The following is a 19,854-nucleotide window of genomic DNA, read 5'->3' on the forward strand; positions in this document are numbered from 1 at the left end:
GACCGACGGGAGTCCGCCCCGGCACGGCGGCTCCCGTCTCCCCTCCACTCCCCGCGCGTGCGGTCTCCCTCCGCACGGGTGAGCTTCCCCCGGGTTCGCCGGGCGCCGGGACCTTCGGTAGTGTCGGGGAACACCCCGGGCCCGTATGAGGCCCGCCGGTCGCCGCCCCGGTGCCCACCCCGTGCCCCGTCGGCGTCCCGGAACCGCCCCCGGTCGCGGTGACCGGCGCGGCGCCTCGCCGCCCCCCGCCATGCTCCGCGGTGTTCACGAAACACGTGGCCGGAAGCCGGATGTCTCGCGGCATGGACAGGCGTCTCACGCACCGGGCGGTAGCCGTACCATTTGTAGACACGGTTTCGATGATGGGAGAAGCCTCATGCCCGCCCTCAGGTCTCGTACGGTCACTCACGGCAGGAACATGGCCGGGGCCCGGGCCCTGCTCCGGGCGACGGGTGTGGCCGGTGAGGACTTCGGGAAACCGATCATCGCCGTGGCCAACAGCTTCACCCAGTTCGTCCCCGGGCACGTCCATCTCCGCGAGGTCGGTGACGTCGTCGCCGGCGCGATCCGCGAGGCGGGCGCGATCCCGCGTGAGTTCAACACGATCGCGGTCGACGACGGCATCGCGATGGGCCACGGCGGCATGCTCTACTCGCTGCCCAGCCGGGAGCTGATCGCGGACGCGGTCGAGTACATGGTCAACGCGCACTGCGCCGACGCGATGATCTGCGTCTCCAACTGCGACAAGATCACCCCGGGCATGCTGCTCGCCGCGTTCAGGCTCAACATCCCCACGGTCTTCGTCTCCGGCGGGCCGATGGAGGCGGGCAAGACCCCCAACGGCAAGCTCGACCTGATCGACCCGATGATCGCCGCCGCCAACGACGCCGTCTCCGACGCCGAGCTGCTGGAGATGGAGGAGAACGCCTGCCCGACCTGCGGTTCGTGCAGCGGGATGTTCACCGCCAACTCGATGAACTGCCTGGCCGAGGCCATCGGCCTCGCGCTCCCCGGCAACGGCACGATCCTGGCCACCCACAGGGCGCGCAGGAAGCTGTTCGAGGACGCCGGGCGCCAGCTGGTGGAGATCACCCGCCGCTACTACGAGCAGGACGACGAGACGGTCCTGCCGCGCGCCATCGCGACCAAGGACGCGTTCGAGAACGCCATGGCGCTGGACGTGGCGATGGGCGGCTCGACCAACACGATCCTGCACATCCTGGCCGCGGCCCGCGAGGCGAGGGTCGACTTCGGGCTGAAGGAGATCAACGAGATCTCACTGCGGGTGCCCTGCCTGTGCAAGGTCGCCCCCGCCACGGCGAAGTACCACGTCGAGGACGTCCACCGCGCGGGCGGCATCCCGGCGATCCTGGGCGAGCTCGACCGGGCCGGACTGCTCCACCGCGACGCGTACACCGTCAACGGCGGCACCCTGGGCGACTACCTCGACGGCTGGGACCCTCAGTCGCCGCGGGTGCTGCCCGAGGCGCTGGAGCTGTGGCACGCGGCCCCCGGCAACGTCCGTACCGTGAAGCCCTTCTCCCAGGGCGCCCGCTGGGAGGAGCTGGACCTCGACCGGTCCGAGGGCTGTGTCCGCGACGCCGAGCACGCCTACACCCGCGACGGCGGCCTGGCCGTCCTGTACGGCAACATCGCCACCGAGGGCTGCATCGTCAAGACCGCCGGGGTCGACGAGTCGATCTGGAAATTCGAGGGCCCGGCCGTGGTCTTCGAGTCGCAGGACGACGCGGTCGAGGGCATCCTCAACAACAGGGTCAAGGCCGGTGACGTCGTGGTGATCCGCTACGAGGGGCCGAAGGGCGGGCCCGGCATGCAGGAGATGCTCTACCCCACCTCGTTCCTCAAGGGCAAGGGGCTGGGCAAGGACTGCGCGCTGGTCACCGACGGCCGCTTCTCCGGCGGCACGAGCGGGCTGTCCATCGGCCACGCCTCCCCCGAGGCGGCCGAGGGCGGCACCATCGCCCTCGTCGAGGACGGCGACCTCGTCGCGATCGACATCCCGGGCCGTTCGATCGAGCTGAAGGTCGCCGAGGAGGAGCTGGCCGCCCGCCGCGAGAGGCTCCTCACCGACCTGGGCGGCTACCGGCCGCGCGACCGCCAGCGTCAGGTGAGCGCCGCGCTCCAGGCGTACGCCGCGCTCACGACCTCCGCCTCCACCGGCGCCTCGCGCGACCTGTCGCAGCTGTCCCGCTGACCTGGGCTTCCTGTCGGGTAGAGATGCCTTACCCGACAGGAAGTTCGAAAAAATGTCGGTACTCAGCCGTATTATCAGGGTATGGCTGATGTCATGAAGCTCACCGCCCCGCTGACGACCGCCGAGATCGCCGCCCTCGCCCTGTCGATGGCGCATCTGGGGTCGGGTCCGCAGGCCAACGCCGCCCGCAGCGGCCTGCGCCACGCCTTCGAGCAGATGGAGCTCGACGACGACATCGTCGCCACCACCCTGGCGACCCTCACCGAGCCGATGTCCCCCCAGATCGCCGACCGGGCCCGGACGATCGCCAACGCCATCACCTCGAACCTCGTCATCCGCCTCCACTACCAGGACGTCTCCGGGCGGGTCACCGTCCGCGACGTCGACCCGGTGACCTGCATGGTCCACCGCGAATACTGGTATCTCGTCGGAATGTGCCGCCTGCGCGGCGCGATCAGGGCGTTCCGGTTCGACCGGATCATCGCCACCGAGCCCACCTTCGTACCGGCCCGCCCGCACCGGGCCGAGGCGTTCCTGCCCTTCCAGGGCAAGCGCGCCGCCTAGCCGGTCGGACTCGCCGAAGCTGTCACCCGGCGGCGCGAGCCGGCCCGGGTGACAGGTACGGGGCGGGTCTAGCCGCAGCAGCCTCCGCCGCAGCACCCACCGCCACCGCCGGAGGGCTGTGAGGCGGCGGAGGAGCCCGCGGAGCCGCCGGTCACGGCGACCGTGGAGAGCAGTTTGACGGTGTCGTCGTGGCCGTCGGGGCAGAGCGCCGGATCGCCGGAGCGGGCCATCGGGCGGGAGATCTCGAAGGTGGACCCGCAGGCGCGGCAGCGGAAGTCGTATCGGGGCATGACCCCAAGGTTACCCAGGTTGCCAGGATCGCTCACCGGGTACGCGCCCGCCCGTCTGCGGGCGGGGAGGTCACGCGAAGGTGATGGAGACGTAGTCGCTCACCGGCCGGTAGCCGATCGTCTGATAGATCGCGTTGGACGTGGGGTTGGACAGATCGGTGAAGAGCAGCACCTCGCGGGCCCCCTCGGCCCGTACCTTGGCGCTCACCGCGTGGGAGACCGCGCTGCCGTAGCCCTTCCCGCGAAACTCCGGGGGCGTGTAGACCGGGCCGACCCTGGACATCTCCCCGATGGGCGAGGAGGCCCCGGCGAACGCGACGGGCCGCCCGCCCGCCTCCCACACGATCAGCTCCCGCCTGGCGATCCTGCTGGCCACCAGCGCGGTCAGGTCGACGTGGCCGACGCCCTCCGCCTCGGCCTGGAACTCCTCGCTCCACCGGACCAGGAGGTCGAGATCGGCGGCGACGGCGACGCGGGAGGCCCCGTCCGCGCCGGGCACCGGGGAGACGAGCGCGCCGAGCCGGTAGAGGCGCTCGGCGCGGCGCCCGGCCTCGGGCCGCCACCAGGAGGCGGCGAACGCCTCGGCCAGCGGGAGCGGCCCGTTCACGCCGGAGATCGCCCTCTCGTTCTCGATCAGGCGGGTGGCGAGCTCCGGCACGGTGTCGGCGGGGATCTCGGGAAGCAGGAGGGCGTGGGGAGGCGTCTGGATGGCCGTCGCCACCACCCGGCCGTCGCGCTCCAGCCGCCCCAGCAGCGCGTCGTCGCCCCACAGGCCGTTGCGGATGGCACGCAGGACCGTGAGGGGGACGGTGTTGCGGACCGGATCCCGCAGCAGCCACGGCTCCGCCACACCCGTGTACGCCTCGGCGTCGGAGGTGAAGATCCATGTCATGAGGTGATTGTGCCGATCAGAGATCTTCTGTGCCAGTGGACAGGGCCCGGCGCGCGGGCATGACGGAGCCGCCGTGGCCGCGTTCCGTCAGGTGACCACGGCGGCTCCGTCACCGGACACCAGCCCTCAGGCCGCGCTCTCCGCGAGGTAGGGCGCCCACTGCGGGTCGCCGACGACGTGCGCGCCGATCAACCGCCAGTGGACGCCGCGTGGCACCACCGGGGCGACGTTGAGCGTCCACCCCAGCTCCTCCAGCATGCGGTCGGCCTTGCGGTGGTTGCACGTCGTGCACGACGCGACGCAGTTCTCCCACGTGTGGGGGCCGCCTCGCGAGCGCGGGATGACGTGGTCGATGGTCTCGGCCCGCTGGCCGCAGTAGGCGCACCGGTAGTCGTCCCGGCGCATCAGCGCGGTTCGGGTCAGCGGGATCCGCGACCGGTATGGGATCCGGACATATCTGCGAAGCCTGATCACCGAGGGGACGTCGAGCGTACGGCTCGCCGAGCGGAACACGGCGCCCCGCCCGTCACGGTGCACGACGTCCGCCTTCTCCCTGAGCACGAGCACGACGGCCCGGTGCAGGGAGAGGGTGGTCAGGGGTTCGTAGGTGGCGTTCAAGAGCAGGACCTGGCGCATCAGCGGGCCTCTCCCGCCGCACGACGCGTCAATCGAGGGGGCACGCCACTGCGTGCCCCGGCTGGCGGCCCCTCCTGGGGCCCGGGCGCTTCCGTCACGAGGACCTCCGCCGGACGGCCCAGCGGATGCTCACCACGGCACCGTCCTTCACCAAGTTTGGCTGCTGCAACGTAGTTCTCGCCACCCATAAATGACTGGAGAGACACCTGATACGTTTTATGCCCGCATTACCAGTTCTTAACTCCTCCTGCCGCAGATCAGATACGCCGCCCGCGCAATGGCCGCGTCGCGCGGCCCCGAGGTCGTAGGGTTCCAGCCATGACGCGACAGCCATACCCTCCAGCCAGCCGTCTTGAGCTCGTCGACGAGCTCCACGGTGTGCCTGTTCCCGACCCCTATCGCTGGCTTGAGGACCCGAACGACCCGGCCACGAAGGACTGGCTGGTGGGGCAGGAGAGACTGCTGGAGACCGGGCTGGACGCCCTTCCGGGGCGTGAGGGCTTCAGCGCCCGCATCGCCGAGCTGCTCGGATCGGGGTCGATCGGCGCGCCGACGTGGCGCGGGGAGCGGCGGTTCTTCATGCGGCGCACCCCCGGGCAGGAGCACGCCGTCCTCTACACCGTGGACCCCGGCGGCGCCGAGCGGGCGCTGCTCGACCCGATGACGCTCGACCCGACCGGGCTGACCACCCTCGACTCCTGGCAGCCCGACAAGGAGGGCCGCCTGCTCGCCTACCAGGTCTCGGTGGGCGGCGACGAGGAGTCGAGCCTTTACCTGATGGACATCGCCTACGGCGACCGGATCGAGGGGCCGATCGACCGCTGCCGCTACTCCCCCGTGGCGTGGCTGCCGGGCGGCGAGGCCTTCTACTACGTGCGCAGACTGCCCGCCACCGAGGTGCCCGAGGGGGAGGAGCAGTACCACCGCCGGGTCTACCTGCACCGGATCGGCACCTCCACCGCGGAGGACATCCTGATCTTCGGTGAGGGCCTGGAGAAGACCAACTACTACGGCGTGGCGGTCTCCCGCGACGGCCGCTGGCTGCAGATCTCCGCCTCCAGGGGTACGGCGCCGCGCAACGACCTGTGGGTGGCCGACCTGAAGGCGTCCTCCCCCTCCTCGCCCGACCTGGTCGTCGTCCAGGAGGGCGTCGACGCCCAGAGCGCCCTGCACTTCGGCCGCGACGGCCGCCTGTACGTCTTCACCGACCGGGACGCCCCGCGCGCCCGCGTCTGCGTGACCGACCCGTCCGACCCTCGGTTCGAGACCTGGCGCGACCTGATCCCGCAGGACCCCGAGGCCGTGCTGTCGGACTTCGCGATCCTCGACGACCTCGACCGGCCGGTCATGCTCGTCGGCTGGACCCGCCACGCGATCAGCGAGATCTCGGTCCACGACCTGGTCACCGGCGAGCGCGTCGGCGAGGTGCCCACCCCCGGGCTGGGCACCATCGGCGGCATCAGCGAGCGCCCCGAGGGCGGCCACGAGGCCTGGTTCGGCTACACCGACAACACCACGCCGCCGAGCATCCAGCGCTACGACGCCCGCACCGGCGAGACGACGCTCTGGGCGGCCTCCCCCGGCGCCGTCGAGGTGCCCGCCGTCGACACCCGGCAGGTGACCTACCGCTCGGCCGACGGCAGCGAGGTCCACATGCTGGTGATCTCCCCTCCCGGCGTCGAGGGCCCGCGCCCCACCGTCCTGTACGGCTACGGCGGCTTCGGCATCTCGATGACCCCCGGCTACTCGGCGTCCATCCTGAGCTGGGTCGAGGCGGGCGGCACGTACGCCATCGCCCAGCTGCGCGGCGGCGGCGAGCAGGGCGAGGAGTGGCACAGGGCCGGGATGCTCGCCAACAAGCAGAACGTGTTCGACGACCTGCACGCGGCGGCCGAGCACCTGGTCGCCACCGGAGTGACCACGTCCTCGCAGCTGGCCATCTCCGGTGGTTCGAACGGCGGCCTGCTGGTCGGAGCGGCCCTCACCCAGCGCCCCGAGCTGTACGCCGCGGTGGTCTGCTCGGCGCCGCTGCTCGACATGATCCGCTACGAGCTGTTCGGCCTGGGCGCGACCTGGAACGTCGAGTACGGCTCCGCCGAGAAGCCCGACGAGTTCGCCTGGCTGCACTCCTACTCCCCGTACCACCACGTGCGGGAGGACGTGTCCTACCCGGCGACGCTGTTCACCGTCTTCCAGTCCGACACCCGGGTCCATCCGCTGCACGCCTGGAAGATGTGCGCCGCCCTGCAGCACGCCCAGGCCTCGGACCGGCCGATCCTGCTCCGCAACGAGGCCGAGGCCGGTCACGGGGCCCGCGCGGTGAGCAAGACCGTCGAGCTGGCCGCCGACCAGCTCACCTTCCTCGCCTACCACACCGGGCTGACCTCATAAGGACCTGAGGGCCTGAGGGTCGTTGGCCGCCGGGAAGGGCGCGTCCGGGAGTCCGGGCGCGCCCCCTCGGCGGCCGGACTGTCGGGGGCGGCGGCTATGGTCGGGGCGTGGATGACGCGGTGGTGACCGAGGGCCTGACCTTCACGGAGAGCGAGCCGGGGGCCTTCCTGCGGCCCTACGTCACGCACCTGTCGGCCTACACCGAGCGTCACGCCGATCCCGTGCTCCGGCGGCAGCCGCCGTTCGCCGGGGTCGTCATGATCTTCGGGTTCGGCACGCCGCTCGCGCTGAGCGGCCCCGAGGGGTCCCGGCGGCTGGCCTCGTTCGCCGGTGGCCTGCACGACACCTACGTCGACACCACCACGGCCGGGATCGCCGAGGGGGTGCAGGTCAATCTCACGCCGCTCGGGGCCAGGCGGCTGCTCGGGGTGCCCATGCGGGAGCTGACCAACCGGATCGTCTCGCTGGAGGAGGTGCTCGGGGGCTGGGCCACGGCCACGGTCGAGCGGCTGGCGGAGGCTCCCGGCGAGGCCGTCAGGATCGCCCTGCTGGACGAGGCGCTCAGCGGGCGCATCGACCGGGCGCCGATGCCCGACCGCCGCGTCCGCTGGGCGTGGCGGCGCCTGGTCGCCACCCACGGCACGGTGTCCGTGGCCTCGATCGCCGCCGAGCTGGGGTGGAGCCACCGGCACCTGGTCTCCCGCTTCCACGACCAGATCGGGCTGGCGCCGAAGGCCGCGGCGAGGGTGCTGCGCTTCGAGCACGCCACCGGCCGCCTGAGGTCCGGCATGTCCCTGGCCGACACCGCCGCCGTCTGCGGCTACTACGACCAGGCCCACATGAACCGCGACTTCAGGGCCATGGCGGGCGCCACCCCCCGCGAGCTGGCGTCGCCCCCGCGTGTCACCGGGTGATCAGGTCAGATTTTTCCAAGCCCCGCCGCTCCCGCCGGTGACACCGTGGTGGTCACAGCACGGGAGGAGAGAACATGCGAACGGTGTATCCACTGGTCCGTTACCGCGAGGCGGCCAAGGCCGTCGACTGGCTGGTCCAGGCGTTCGGTTTCGAGGTCCACGAGCTCACCATGACCCCCGACGGGGGCGTCGGCCACGGTGAGCTGATCGTCGGCACCGGAATGATCATGACCGGTACGGGCGAGCCGGGCGGGCAGGGAGTCTACGTCGCCGTGGACGACCCCGACGCCCACCACGCCAGGGCCGTGGCGGCCGGGGCGGAGATCACCATGAAGCTGACCGACCAGGACTACGGCTCGCGCGAGTACGCCTGCAAGGATCCGGAGGGCAACGACTGGTACTTCGGCACGTACCGGCCCTGAGACGGCGGACCTCGCGGTGATTCCGGTGTGGCGGTCCCGAAGTGGCGGCGTGCCGGTTCAGGGGAGGCCGAGGGCGTCGCGGGCCGAGGCGACGGCGGCCTGGCCGAAGCTGACGCCGCCGTCGTTCGGGGGGACGGCGCGGTGGGTCAGGACCCGCAGGCCCCGGAGCCGGAGGGCAGCGGTGAGGCCGTCCAGCAGCAGCCGGTTCTGGAAGACCCCGCCCGACAGGGCGACCGTGCCGAGGCTGGTGTCCTCGCGCAGCCGCGCGCACACCCGGGCGGTGGCGGCGGCGAGCCCGTTGTGGAAGCGGGCCGCGACGAGCGCCGGAGCCGCCCCGGCGCGGGTGTCCTCGACGACCGCCCGGACGAGGTCCTCGGCCCGGATCGTCACGAGCGGCCCCTCGTCGGAGATCCGGGCCTGGTAGGCGCCCCTCTCCACCGGGTCGGCGCACTGCTCCAGGGCGATCGCGGCCTGCCCCTCGTATCCGGCGGTGTCGCGGAGCCCGAGGATCGCCGCCACCGCGTCGAACAGGCGCCCGGCGCTGGAGGTGAGGGGGGAGTTCGTGCCGGACCCGGCCACCGCGACCACCTCGTCCCAGCTCCGGCCGTGGCGGACCCTGACTGGCAGGTCCTCGGGAAGCGCGTCACCGTACGCCGCGTGCAGGTGCGCGGCAGCCATCCGCCAGGGTTGTCTGATCGCCGCGGTGCCGCCGGGCATCGGCACCGGCGCCAGGCGCCCGGCGCGGGTGAAGCCCACCAGGTCGGCCACCAGGAACTCGCCGCCCCAGATGGTGCCGTCGGTGCCGTAGCCGAGGCCGTCGAAGGCCACCCCGATGACCGGGCCGCTCTCCCCGTTGTCGGCCAGGCAGGAGGCGATGTGCGCGTGGTGGTGCTGGACACCGGTCAGGTCCACCGATCCCGGCTCCTCCAGGTCGAGGGCGTACTTGGTGGACAGGTACTCGGGGTGGAGGTCGTGGGCGACGAGCCTCGGGGTGATGCCGAGCAGGCGCCCGAGGTGTTCGATCCCCTCGGTGAAGGAGCGCAGCGTCTCGTAGTTCTCCAGGTCGCCGATGTGGTGGGAGAGGAAGGCGTGCCCCTGCCTGACGAGGCAGAACGTGCTTTTCAGCTCGGCGCCGCAGGCGAGGACGGCCCGCCGGGCGGGCGGTGAGAGCCGCAGGGGCTCCGGGGCGTACCCCCGGGATCTGCGCAGCGGCAGCGCCCTCCCCCGCGTGACGAGGAACACGGAGTCGTCGGCACGGATGTGGATCGGCCGGTCGTGGGTCAGGAAGGCGTCCGCGACCCCGGCGAGCCGGGTGAGCGCGTCGCCGTCGCGGTAGGCGATGGGCTCGTCGGAGAGGTTCCCGCTGGTGAGCACGTACGGGCGGGCGAGTTCGGCGGCGAGCAGGTGGTGGACCGGCGTGTACGGCAGCATGAGGCCGAGGCGGCGGTCGCCCGGCGCGACGGCTCCGGCCACCTCGGCGCCGGGGCGGCGGGGCAGCAGCACGATCGGGCGCTGGGGGCCGGTGAGCAGCCGCTCGCCCTCGGCGTCCAGCTCGCACAGCGCCCGCGCGGCACGCAGGTCGGGGACCATGATCGCGAACGGCCTGTCCTCGCGGTGCTTGCGGGAGCGCAGGGTCCGGGTGGCCTCCTCGTCGGTGGCGTCGACCGCCAGGTGATACCCGCCGAGCCCCTTGACGGCCAGGACGCCACCCGCCCGCAGCACCTCCACCGCCGCGACGATCGGATCGGCTCCGCCGCCCAGGCTGTCACCGGGACGACCGGAGCCTGGACCGTGGGCATGATCGTGGATATGCGGATCCCCGCCGCGAGGGCCGTCACCGGGACGACTGCCCTCCGGGGCGTGAACGTGCGGGTCCCCGTCGCGAAGGTCGCCGTCCGGGTCGTAAGCGTGCGACTCCCTGTCGCGAAGGCCGCCGTCCAGCAGACGGAGGACCGGGCCGCAGGCCGGGCAGCAGATCGGCTGGGCGTGGAACCTGCGGTCCGACGGGTCGAGATACTCCCTCTCGCACTCCCCGCACATGGCGAACCCGGCCATCGTGGTGGCGGGCCGGTCGTAGGGGACGTCCCGGATGATGGTGAACCTCGGCCCGCAGTTGGTGCAGGTGACGAAGGGATGGCGGTGGCGCCGGTCGGCGGGGTCGAACAGCTCGGCCAGGCAGTCATCACATGTCGCGACATCGGGTGAGACGAGGGTGACGCCGTGGTTCCCTCCTCGGCTGGCCGCGATGCGGAACCCCAGGTCCCCGCGTACCGGTATCGCGGTGGCCGTCACGCGGTGGATCGCCGCCAGCGGCGGGGCCTGGTCCCGCAGGCCCTCCCGGAAGCGCGCGACGTCGCCGGGGTCCCCCTCGGCCTCGATGAACACGCCCCGGCCGTCGTTGCCCACCCAGCCGGACAGCCTCAAACGCCGGGCGAGGGAGTGGACGTGGGGGCGGAATCCCACCCCCTGCACGATTCCCTCGACCCTGATCCTGACCCGGATCAGTGCCCGCGCCCGTCCCGTGCCCATCCCGCCATCCTTCCCGCGCCCGGCGGGAATGCCTCGGGGGCTCGCATGATCTGGACGGGAAGGTTACGTCGATGATCAGAGCTTTGCCGTTGGTTGTCGAGGCGGGGGTGTCGGGCCTGAAACGGCAAATCGTAATGTGGCGACTACCGTGAAAAATACGGAGCGTCGACATGCCTGGCACACCGAGTACGCAAACAGCGCCTCTTTCGCCACCGGCCGTCATACCGGTCGCGGAGGCGGCGGTCGTCGCGGCCTTCGCGCGACGGGACCACGCCGGGCGCGCCCTGGCGGGTGACGTGGGACGCGTCGCGTGTGCCGCTCGGGCCATGGCCGCCAGGTTCCACCTCGGCGGCAAGCTGATCGTGTTCGGTGACGCGGGCACGGACGCCGCGCACATCGCGGTCGAGTTCATGCACCCGGTCATCGTGGGCAAGAGGGCCCTCCCCGCGGTGGCGCTGAGCGCCGACGCCACGACGGCCGGTGGGCTGAACGAGCTGAGCGGGCTGAACGGGCTGAGCGACGAGGGCGGCCAAAGGATCGGGGTCGGCGGGTTCAGCGGCGGGAGCGACGAGGTCTTCGCCCACCAGGTACGCCACTGGGCGGACCCCGCCGACACGGCCCTGGGGATCTCCCGCGACGGCCGGTGTCCAAGCGTCCCGCGAGGTCTGGAGGCCGCCGGGAAACTGGGCCTGCTGACCATCGCCCTGATCGGCGCCGGGGACCACGGGAGCGGAAGCGGCACCTCGGACGGTGCGGCGACCGGCCAGCACACCTCGACCGGGCACGCCTCTACCGAACGCACACTGACCGACCGCACCTTGACCGACCGCGCCACGGCCGACCGCACCTCGACCAAGCGCACGTTGACCGAACACACCGTGGCCGACCATGTCCTGGTCGCCGCGTCCGATGACCCCGCCGTGATCAAGGAGATCCACGTCACCGCCTATCACCTGCTGTGGGAGCTGGTCCACGTGTTCCTCGACCGGCTCGGCCCGCCCGCGCGGAGGGCGGGCCGGTGAACGGGCCCGAGGACCGCACCGATGGTGTCTGCGTCACCTGCTCAGACCAGGCGCTGCCGATGAGCGTGGTCAGGCTGCTGGAGGGAGAGCTGGCGATCGTCGACGCGGGCGGGGTCCTCGAAGAGGTGAGCGTGGCACTGGTCGACCCGGCGGTGGGCGACACCGTCCTCGTCCACGCCAGGGAGGCCATCGCCGTGATCGCGCACGGAAGCGGCGAAAAAGACGGCGGAGAAGGGGGGAGGGACGGCGATGAGCGCGCTTGACGGAACGCCCGCGGAGGGCATACGCGGCCTGTACCCCTTCCTGTACGACAACGACGAGCCCACCGACCACCCCGGCCGGTCCGGTTCCACGACGGAAGAGGTGGAAGCGGAGGCCGTACGGTCGGCCGTGGAGAAGACCGGCGAGATCGTACGGCTGCGCGGGCGGATGGGTGCGGAGTCGGCGGCGGAGCTGGCGGCGTGCGCCGGGGAGATGGCCGCACGGTTCGCCACGGGCGGGCGGCTGTTCAGCTTCGGCAACGGCGGGAGCAGCACCGACGCCCAGGAGCTCGCCAGCGCCTTCCTGCACCCCCGCCGAGGCCCGGCCCTGCCCGCCCTCTGCCTGACCGGCGACGTCGCCGTGGTCACCGCGCTCTCCAACGACGTCGGCTTCGAGGTCGTCTTCTCCAGGCAGCTCGCCGCGCTGGGCCGTCCGGGGGACATCGCCGTCGGCCTGTCCACGAGCGGCGGGTCGGCCAACGTCGTCCGGGCGTTCGAGGAGGCGGCCCACCGGGGCATGCTCACCGTCGGGCTGGCCGGGGGCGGGGGCGGCAGGCTGTCCGAGCTGTCCGAACTGGGCGTCCTGGACCACCTGTTCGTCGTCCCCTCCTCCTCGGTGCACCGGATCCAGGAGGCGCAGACCACCCTCTACCACGTCCTCTGGGAACTCACCTGGCACGCGCTCGGGCCCGCACCGACACCGAGGGCGCACAGCCCCGGGTAAGGAATCCGCGCAGTCCCCCCTTCACGGTCCACAGACATCCATGAGGAGTGGGAGGCGTCATGGCAGCGCCGACGGACACAGCGAGCAGCGGGTCCCCAGAGCGGGAGGAACCCGTCGTCCACATACTGTGGATCAACGCCGGGCTGAGCTGCGACGGCGACTCCGTCGCGCTCACCGCGGCGACCCAGCCGAGCATCGAGGACATCGTGCTCGGCGCGCTTCCCGGGCTTCCCAAGGTGGCCGTGCACTGGCCGCTGATCGACTTCGAGTCCGGGCCGATGCAGGGCGCCGACGTCTTCATCGAGTGGTTCTTCAAGGCCAAACGTGGCGAGCTGGACCCGTTCGTGCTGGTCGTCGAGGGGTCGATCCCGAACGAGGCGCTCAAGCAGGAGGGCTACTGGTCCGGGTTCGGCAACGACCCCGAGACCGGCCAGCCCATGACGACCAGCGAGTGGCTGGACCTGCTCGCGCCCAAGGCGACCGCGATCGTGTGCGCGGGCACCTGCTCGGCGTACGGCGGCATCCACGCCATGGCGGGAAACCCGACCGGGGCCATGGGCGTCGCCGACTATCTGGGCTGGGACTGGAAGTCCAAGGCGGGGCTGCCGATCGTCAACGTGCCGGGCTGCCCGGTGCAGCCGGACAACCTCTCCGAGACGCTCCTCTACCTGCTCTACCAGGTCGCCGGGCAGGCGCCGATGATCCCGCTGGACGAGGCGCTGCGCCCGACGTGGCTGTTCACCCAGACCGTCCACGAGGGGTGTGACCGGGCGGGGTACTACGAGCAGGGCCAGTTCGCCACCGAGTACGGCTCCCCGAAGTGCCTGGTCAAGATCGGCTGCTGGGGGCCGGTCGTCCGGTGCAACGTCCCCAAGCGCGGCTGGATGAACGGGATCGGCGGCTGCCCGAACGTCGGGGGAATCTGCATCGCCTGCACGATGCCGGGCTTCCCCGACAAGTTCCTGCCCTTCATGGACGAACCGCCCGGCGCCCACGTCTCCTCGGCGGTGAGCGGCGCGTACGGGACCGTCGTCCGCGCGCTGCGCGGCATCACCCTGCGGACCGTCGACAAGGAACCGAAGTGGCGCCACAAGGGGCGCGAGCTGCTGACCGGCTACAAGGCGCCCTGGAGCTGACATGACGACATCGGAGCAGAACCCCGACCTCGTGGAGATGGCCTGGGACCCCATCACCAGGATCGTCGGGAGCCTCGGCATCTACTGCAAGATCGACTTCAAGAACCGGCGGGTCGCCGAGTGCTACAGCACCTCGTCGATCTTCCGCGGCTACAGCATCTTCATGAAGGGCAAGGACCCGCGCGACGCCCACTTCATCACCAGCCGCATCTGCGGGATCTGCGGCGACAACCACGCCACCTGCTCGGTCTACGCGCAGAACATGGCGTACGGGGTGCGGCCCCCGGCCCTGGGCGAGTGGATCCTCAACCTCGGCGAGGCCGCCGAGTACATGTTCGACCACAACCTCTACCAGGAGAACCTGGTGGGGGTCGACTACTGCGAGAAGATGGTCCGCGAGACCAACCCCGGGGTGCTGGCGATGGCCGAGCGCACCGAGGCGCCGCACGCGGGCGACCACGGCTACAAGACCATCGCCGACATCATGCGCTCGCTGAACCCGCTGGAGGGCGAGTTCTACCGCGAGGCGCTGGCGGTGAGCCGTCTCACCCGCGAGATGTTCTGCCTCATGGAGGGCAGGCACGTCCACCCCTCGACGCTCTACCCGGGCGGGGTGGGCACGGTCGCGACGGTGCAGCTGTTCACCGACTACCTGACCCGGCTGATGCGCTACGTCGAGTTCATGAAGCGGGTCGTGCCCATGCACGACGACCTGTTCGACTTCTTCTACCAGGCGCTGCCCGGCTACGAGGAGGTCGGCCGCAGGCGGGTGCTGCTCGGCTGCTGGGGAAGCTTCCAGAACCCCGAGCACTGCGACTTCACCTACCGGAACATGAGCCAGTGGGGCCGCGAGATGTACGTCACGCCGGGGGTGATCGTCGACGGCAGACTGGTCACCAGCGACCTGGTCGACATCAACCTCGGCATCCGGATCCTGCTGGGCAGCTCCTACTACGACGACTGGCAGGGCCAGGAGCCGTTCGTCACCCACGACCCGCTGGGCAACCCGGTCGACATCCGGCATCCGTGGAACCAGCACACCATCCCGCACCCGCAGAAACGCGACTTCAGCGACAAGTACAGCTGGGTCATGTCGCCCCGCTGGTTCGACGGGGAGGACGCGCTCGCGCTCGACACCGGCGGCGGGCCCATCGCCAGGCTCTGGTCGACGGCGCTGTCCGGCAAGGTCGACATCGGCTACGTGCGGTCCACCGGCCACAGCGTGCAGATCAACCTGCCGAAGACGGCGCTGAGGCCGGAGAAGACGTTCGAGTGGAAGATCCCCGAGTTCAAGGGGCAGCCGCTGTCCAACGCCCTGGAGCGCAACCGGGCCCGCACCTACTTCCAGGCCTACGCGGCGGCGTGCGCGCTCTACTTCGTCGAGCGGGGCCTGGCCGAGGTGCGGGCGGGCCGGACCCAGACCTGGGAGCCGTTCACGGTCCCCGACGAGGCGATCAGCTGCGGCTTCACCGAGGCCGTGCGGGGCGTGCTCTCCCACCACATGGTGATCAGGAACGGGAAGATCGCCAACTACCACCCGTACCCGCCGACGCCCTGGAACGCGAGCGTCCGCGACGTGCACGGCACGCCGGGACCGTACGAGGACGCGGTGCAGAACACCCCGATCTTCGAGGAGAACCCGCCAGAGAACTTCAAGGGCATCGACATCATGCGTACCGTGCGGAGCTTCGATCCGTGCCTGCCGTGCGGGGTGCACATGTACCTCGGTGGTGGCGAGGAGCTTCGCAGGGTGCACACCCCCCACGCCTTCGACACCACGTGAGCCGACCGTTTCCCGGCACCGGAAAGGGGGCTCGGGCAGATGCCGCAAGCCCATGACGTCCGGGCGACGGGCGATCGCGTCGAGGCGCTGATCGCCGACCTCGGCACGCTGAGCGACGCCGTGACGCGCGCCAAGGCCGAGGACCTCGTACGGGCCCTCGTCGAGCTGTACGGCGCCGGTCTGGAACGGGTCGTCGAGATCGTCACCGAGGCCGGGGCGGCCGAGGTGCTGGGCCGCATGGTCGGCGACCCGCTCGTGTCCGGGCTGCTGGTGCTGCACGACCTGCACCCGCTGAGCACGGCCGAACGCGTCCGCGACGCGCTGGACACCGTACGCCCCCACCTGGGGTCGCACGAGGGCGGCGTGGAGCTGCTCGGCGTGGGCGAGGACGGGGTCGTGCGGCTCCGCCTGGAGGGCACCTGCCACGGCTGCCCGTCCTCGCGGCTCACCGTGACCGACGCCATCGAACGGGCCATCGAGCGGGCGGCACCCGAGGTGACGGGGGTGGAGGTCGAGGGGGTGACCGGCGGGCAACAGGGGCTGCTGCAGATCCAGCGCCGCGCGCCCGGCCCGTGCCCGGTACCGGAACAAACCCTGGAACAGACCCCGGAACCGGGGTCGCCGCCGACGGTGAAGCCGGAGCCGGTGCCGTGACGCCCGCCGGGCTGCGCAGGTTCCGCGAGCCGCCCCGGACGGACCCGCCCGCCGGGTCGCCGACGACGCCGGTGACGCTGTGCGAGCTGTGCGCGGTACCCGCGGGCGAGGACCACGGCCACGTCGTGAACGTCGAGAACCGGGGACTGCTGTGCGCCTGCCGGGCCTGCTACCTGCTGTTCACCCGCGACACGGGGGGCCGGGCACGCTACCGGGCCGTCCCGCGACGCTACCTTCACGACCCGAGGTTCCTGCTGGACGCGGCCGACTGGGACGAGATGCAGATCCCGGTCCGCACGGCCTTCTTCTTCCACAACTCCGCGATGGACCGGACCGTGGCGTTCTACCCGAGCCCGGCCGGGGCCACCGAGTCGACGCTGCCGCTGGAGACGTGGCGGCGCGTCCTGGCGGCCAACCCGGAGATGGCCGACGTCCAGCCCGACGTGGAGGCACTCCTGCTGGACCGCCGTCCCGACGGCGATTTCGCCTGCCACCTGGTGCCGATCGACGCCTGCTACGAGCTGGTCGGCCTGGTGCGGCTGCACTGGAAGGGCTTCGGCGGCGGCCCGGAGGCGCGGGAGGCCATGGAGGGCTTCTTCGCCGCCCTGCGCGGGCGCGGCCACACCGTACCGCCCGTCCGAAGTGGTGAGGGCCGTGGATGAGGTCGCGTTCGACTGCGTGGACGTGCGGGCGGAGGCGTACGCGGCCTTCCCGACGCTGGCCTTCCGGCTGCGCGTCACCGACCCCTCCCCCGGCGGGGTGCACACCATCGCGCTGCGCTGCCAGATCCGGGTGGAGCCCCACCTCCGGCGCTACGGAGGCGACGAGGCGGAGCTGCTCGGCGACCTGTTCGGGGACCCGGCGCGATGGGGCGACACGCTGAAACCCCTGCGGTTCGCCGACGTCTCCGTCATGGTCCCGGCGTTCACCGGGAGCACCGAGATCGACGTACCGGTGCCGTGCGGCTACGACCTGGAGGTGTCGGCGGGCCGGTACTTCGCCGCCCTGGACGACGGCGAGATCCCAATGATCATGCTCTTCAGCGGCACGGTGTTCGCCAGGGCGCGGGACGGCTTCTCGGTGAGCCAGGTGCCGTGGCACCGCGAGGCCCGCTGCCGGTTGCCGGTGGCGGTGTGGCGGGAGTTGATGGACCGCTACTTCCCGGACTCGGGGTGGCTGCGGCTGCGCCGCGACACGCTGCGGGAACTCAGCAGGTTCAAGTCCGGGCACGCCCTGGCGACCTGGGACGAGACCCTGGAACTACTGCTCAAGGAGACGCGGCGATGAGCGTTCCGATGGACATCGCGCGGCGGGTGGCGGACGCGGTGCTGTACGAGGGCTACCTCCTCTACCCCTACCGCGCCTCGGCGGCCAAGAACCAGGTGCGCTGGCAGTTCGGGGTGCTCGTCCCGCCGGGGTTCACCGCGACCGCCGAGCACCCGGCCAGCGTGACCGAGTGCCTCCTCGAAGGGGCCGCGTACGCCGTGGCGCACCTGAACCTGCGTTTCCTGCACGTCAGGACGCGCGGCGTCGAGCGCGCCGAGGACGACGGCTACTGGCCGGTCCACCAGCTGCGGAACGGCCACCGGACCTACCTCACCTTCGACGAGGCGACCGAGCGGGAGACGGAGGTGACGGTCCCCGTCGCGGGCCTGCTCGACGCCCCCGAGCGGGTGATCGAGGTACGGATCCCCGGAGATCGCGTGGTCGAGCCGATCGTGGCGCCGTCCGGGGAGGTGATCGGGCGTCTCGTCTCCGAGCACCTGCCGCTGCACGCCGCGCTCAGGGTCTCCGCCGAACTGGTGCCCGGACCGTACGACCTGGTCAAGCTACGCGCCCGGGTGGAGAACACCGACCCGTGGAAACCGCTGGGCGCACCGCGCGAGCAGGCGCTGCGGCACTCGCTGGTCTCGGCGCACCTGCTCATCGCGGTGACCGCCGGGGCCTTCGTCTCCCTGCTCGACCCGCCGGAGTGGGCGCGGCCCGCCGTGGAGACCTGCCGCAACGAGCACACCTGGCCGGTCCTCGTGGGCGAGCCGGGCCACCGGGACGTGGTGCTGTCCTCGCCGATCATCCTCTACGACCACCCGGACATCGCGCCGGAGAGCCCGGGACCCCTGTTCGACTCCACGGAGATCGACGAGATGCTCCACCTGCGCACGCTCACCCTCACCGACGAGGAGGCCGAGGAGGCCAGGGAGACCGACCCCCGGGTGGCCGAGCTCATCGACATGGTCGGCAGCATGCCACCCGAGCTGCTGGAACGGCTTCACGGCGCGATCCGCTCGGTGGAGGCGGCCACCGACCGGCGGCCCCCCGCGCCCCCGGGAGCGTCCGCGTCCCCAGGGGCATCCGCGTCCCCGGAGGCATCCGCGTCCCCGGAGGCGTCCGCGTCCCCGGGGGCGGGAGACTCCCCGGCCCGAGAGGAGACGCCCACCCGCTGGTGGGACCCGGCGGGTGACGCCACGGTCTCCCCGGAGACCGACAGCGTGACGGTCTCCGGGGTGACCGTCTCCCGGGGCAGCAGGGTGAGGCTGGTTCCCGGACGGCGCCGCGCCGACGCCCACGACATGTTCCTGGTCGGCAGGACCGCCCTCGTCGAGGCCGTGCTCCTCGACCTCGACGGCGCCCACCACCTGGCCGTCACCCTCGACGAGGACCCGGGCGCCGACCTGCGCCGATCGCAGGGCCGCTTCCTCTACTTCGCCCCCGACGAGGTCGAGCCACTCGCGGACAGCCCGTCAGCGGGCAGTCCGTCAGCGGACCGTCCATCAGCGGGCAGCCCGTCAGCGGACGATCCAGGGGAGGTCGGCGCGTGAGGATCCTGGTGGCCGGTGTGGGAAACGTCTTCCTCGGCGACGACGGCTTCGGGGTCGCGGTGGCCAGGCGGCTGACCGGCGCCGACCTGCCCGCCGGGGTCGAGGTCAGGGACTTCGGCATCCGGGGCATCCATCTGGCGTACGAGCTGACCGGCGGCGGGTACGACACCGCGATCATGGTTGACGCGGTCTCCCGCGACGGCCCGCCCGGCACCCTGTACGTCCTCGAACCGTCGGCGGGCGACGTACCGGGATCCTTCGCCAACGCGCACGCGATGACGCCGGAGACCGTGCTCTCGCTGGTGGGCGTGCTCGGAGGGACGGCCGGTCGCGTGCTGCTCGTCGGCTGCCAGCCCGCCGACACCTCGCCGGGCATGGAGCTCAGCGCGCCGGTCGCGGACGCCGTGGGCAGGGCCGCGGACCTGGTCGCCGAGCTCGCGGGACAACAGATCGCGATGGCACTCGCCACCGCGGGCCACGAGGAGGAACGGACATGCTGAAACGCCTTCTGGGCGGGGCGGTACTGGCGGGGGTGGCCGTACTGGTCTACCGGTCGCTCCCCGACATCAGGCGCTACCTGCGGATGCGGAACATGTAGCGGAC

Annotated in this window: 20 protein-coding genes; 16 read left to right on the forward strand and 4 right to left on the reverse strand. The window is 71.7% G+C overall.

The genetic code is table 11. From position 1 onward, the window contains the following. Nucleotides 1-376: 376 nt before the first annotated feature. Together ilvD and ACW9TB_RS33220 are read left to right on the forward strand one after the other, a co-directional pair. A complete protein-coding gene (gene ilvD / locus ACW9TB_RS33215) occupies nucleotides 377-2,215 on the forward strand; it encodes a dihydroxy-acid dehydratase (RefSeq protein ID WP_472752057.1) in 1,839 nt (612 codons plus the stop codon). 81 nt (nucleotides 2,216-2,296) lie between these two features. After that, nucleotides 2,297-2,779, forward strand: a complete 483-nt coding sequence (locus ACW9TB_RS33220; protein ID WP_472752058.1) for a helix-turn-helix transcriptional regulator — start codon at nucleotides 2,297-2,299, stop codon at nucleotides 2,777-2,779. Nucleotides 2,780-2,847: 68 nt separating this feature from the next. On the opposite strand, the gene ACW9TB_RS33225 is transcribed toward ACW9TB_RS33220, so the two are convergent. The 3 genes from ACW9TB_RS33225 to ACW9TB_RS33235 all read right to left on the reverse strand — a co-directional run bounded on the left by ACW9TB_RS33225 (nucleotide 2,848) and on the right by ACW9TB_RS33235 (nucleotide 4,597). Next, complete coding sequence (locus ACW9TB_RS33225; protein ID WP_472752059.1) at nucleotides 2,848-3,069, reverse strand: FmdB family zinc ribbon protein; 222 nt, start codon at nucleotides 3,067-3,069, stop codon at nucleotides 2,848-2,850. Between the two features lie 70 nt (nucleotides 3,070-3,139). Beyond that, entirely contained in the window at nucleotides 3,140-3,961 is an 822-nt protein-coding gene (locus ACW9TB_RS33230; protein WP_472752060.1) for a GNAT family N-acetyltransferase, read from the reverse strand. Between the two features lie 126 nt (nucleotides 3,962-4,087). Continuing rightward, nucleotides 4,088-4,597 carry an HNH endonuclease gene (locus ACW9TB_RS33235; RefSeq protein ID WP_362900022.1) on the reverse strand — a complete coding sequence of 170 codons (510 nt, stop codon included), beginning with the start codon at nucleotides 4,595-4,597 and terminating at the stop codon, nucleotides 4,088-4,090. Nucleotides 4,598-4,915: 318 nt separating this feature from the next. On the opposite strand from ACW9TB_RS33235, the gene ACW9TB_RS33240 reads away from it, so the two are divergent. The 3 genes from ACW9TB_RS33240 (at nucleotide 4,916) to ACW9TB_RS33250 (ending at nucleotide 8,324) form a co-directional block, all read left to right on the forward strand. Beyond that, nucleotides 4,916-6,988 (forward strand): prolyl oligopeptidase family serine peptidase, encoded by a 2,073-nt coding sequence (locus ACW9TB_RS33240; RefSeq protein WP_472752061.1) that lies wholly within the window; start codon nucleotides 4,916-4,918, stop codon nucleotides 6,986-6,988. Nucleotides 6,989-7,095: 107 nt separating this feature from the next. Then, on the forward strand, nucleotides 7,096-7,902 hold the full coding sequence (locus ACW9TB_RS33245) for a helix-turn-helix domain-containing protein (RefSeq protein ID WP_472752062.1): 807 nt from the start codon (nucleotides 7,096-7,098) through the stop codon (nucleotides 7,900-7,902). A 74-nt stretch (nucleotides 7,903-7,976) separates the two neighbouring features. After that, entirely contained in the window at nucleotides 7,977-8,324 is a 348-nt protein-coding gene (locus tag ACW9TB_RS33250; RefSeq protein WP_472752063.1) for a VOC family protein, read from the forward strand. A 57-nt stretch (nucleotides 8,325-8,381) separates the two neighbouring features. Here ACW9TB_RS33250 and hypF read toward each other — a convergent pair whose 3' ends face one another. Then, entirely contained in the window at nucleotides 8,382-10,853 is a 2,472-nt protein-coding gene (gene hypF / locus ACW9TB_RS33255) for a carbamoyltransferase HypF (RefSeq protein ID WP_472752064.1), read from the reverse strand. A gap of 170 nt (nucleotides 10,854-11,023) precedes the next feature. Between hypF and ACW9TB_RS33260 the strand changes: the two genes are divergently transcribed. From ACW9TB_RS33260 to ACW9TB_RS33310, 11 genes are read left to right on the forward strand one after another with little or no spacing between them, the layout of a single operon-like run. Beyond that, nucleotides 11,024-11,875 carry a hypothetical protein gene (locus ACW9TB_RS33260; RefSeq protein ID WP_472752065.1) on the forward strand — a complete coding sequence of 284 codons (852 nt, stop codon included), beginning with the start codon at nucleotides 11,024-11,026 and terminating at the stop codon, nucleotides 11,873-11,875. Then, entirely contained in the window at nucleotides 11,872-12,138 is a 267-nt protein-coding gene (locus ACW9TB_RS33265; RefSeq protein WP_472752066.1) for a HypC/HybG/HupF family hydrogenase formation chaperone, read from the forward strand. Before ACW9TB_RS33260 ends, ACW9TB_RS33265 begins: the two co-directional genes overlap by 4 nt. After that, nucleotides 12,125-12,859, forward strand: coding sequence for a D-sedoheptulose-7-phosphate isomerase (locus tag ACW9TB_RS33270; RefSeq protein WP_472752067.1), 735 nt, complete (start codon nucleotides 12,125-12,127; stop codon nucleotides 12,857-12,859). The genes ACW9TB_RS33265 and ACW9TB_RS33270 overlap by 14 nt, the downstream gene beginning before the upstream one ends. Nucleotides 12,860-12,918: 59 nt before the next feature. Beyond that, nucleotides 12,919-13,995: an NADH-quinone oxidoreductase subunit B family protein gene (locus tag ACW9TB_RS33275; RefSeq protein WP_472752068.1), complete on the forward strand. Its 1,077-nt coding sequence runs from the start codon at nucleotides 12,919-12,921 to the stop codon at nucleotides 13,993-13,995. A 1-nt stretch (nucleotide 13,996) separates the two neighbouring features. Then, nucleotides 13,997-15,778: a nickel-dependent hydrogenase large subunit gene (locus ACW9TB_RS33280; protein ID WP_472752069.1), complete on the forward strand. Its 1,782-nt coding sequence runs from the start codon at nucleotides 13,997-13,999 to the stop codon at nucleotides 15,776-15,778. A 39-nt stretch (nucleotides 15,779-15,817) separates the two neighbouring features. After that, nucleotides 15,818-16,432, forward strand: a complete 615-nt coding sequence (locus tag ACW9TB_RS33285) for a NifU family protein (RefSeq protein ID WP_472752070.1) — start codon at nucleotides 15,818-15,820, stop codon at nucleotides 16,430-16,432. Continuing rightward, on the forward strand, nucleotides 16,429-17,094 hold the full coding sequence (locus ACW9TB_RS33290) for a DUF5947 family protein (RefSeq protein ID WP_472752071.1): 666 nt from the start codon (nucleotides 16,429-16,431) through the stop codon (nucleotides 17,092-17,094). The genes ACW9TB_RS33285 and ACW9TB_RS33290 overlap by 4 nt, the downstream gene beginning before the upstream one ends. Then, nucleotides 17,087-17,719, forward strand: a complete 633-nt coding sequence (locus ACW9TB_RS33295) for a DUF6084 family protein (RefSeq protein ID WP_472752072.1) — start codon at nucleotides 17,087-17,089, stop codon at nucleotides 17,717-17,719. The genes ACW9TB_RS33290 and ACW9TB_RS33295 overlap by 8 nt, the downstream gene beginning before the upstream one ends. After that, nucleotides 17,716-19,251, forward strand: a complete 1,536-nt coding sequence (locus tag ACW9TB_RS33300) for a hypothetical protein (protein WP_472752073.1) — start codon at nucleotides 17,716-17,718, stop codon at nucleotides 19,249-19,251. The genes ACW9TB_RS33295 and ACW9TB_RS33300 overlap by 4 nt, the downstream gene beginning before the upstream one ends. Then, a complete protein-coding gene (locus ACW9TB_RS33305) occupies nucleotides 19,248-19,751 on the forward strand; it encodes a hydrogenase maturation protease (protein WP_472752074.1) in 504 nt (167 codons plus the stop codon). Before ACW9TB_RS33300 ends, ACW9TB_RS33305 begins: the two co-directional genes overlap by 4 nt. After that, nucleotides 19,745-19,849, forward strand: a complete 105-nt coding sequence (locus ACW9TB_RS33310; RefSeq protein ID WP_472752075.1) for a DUF6893 family small protein — start codon at nucleotides 19,745-19,747, stop codon at nucleotides 19,847-19,849. The genes ACW9TB_RS33305 and ACW9TB_RS33310 overlap by 7 nt, the downstream gene beginning before the upstream one ends. Nucleotides 19,850-19,854 lie beyond the last annotated feature (5 nt).

The organism is Streptosporangium sp. H13245 (genome assembly GCF_055690525.1).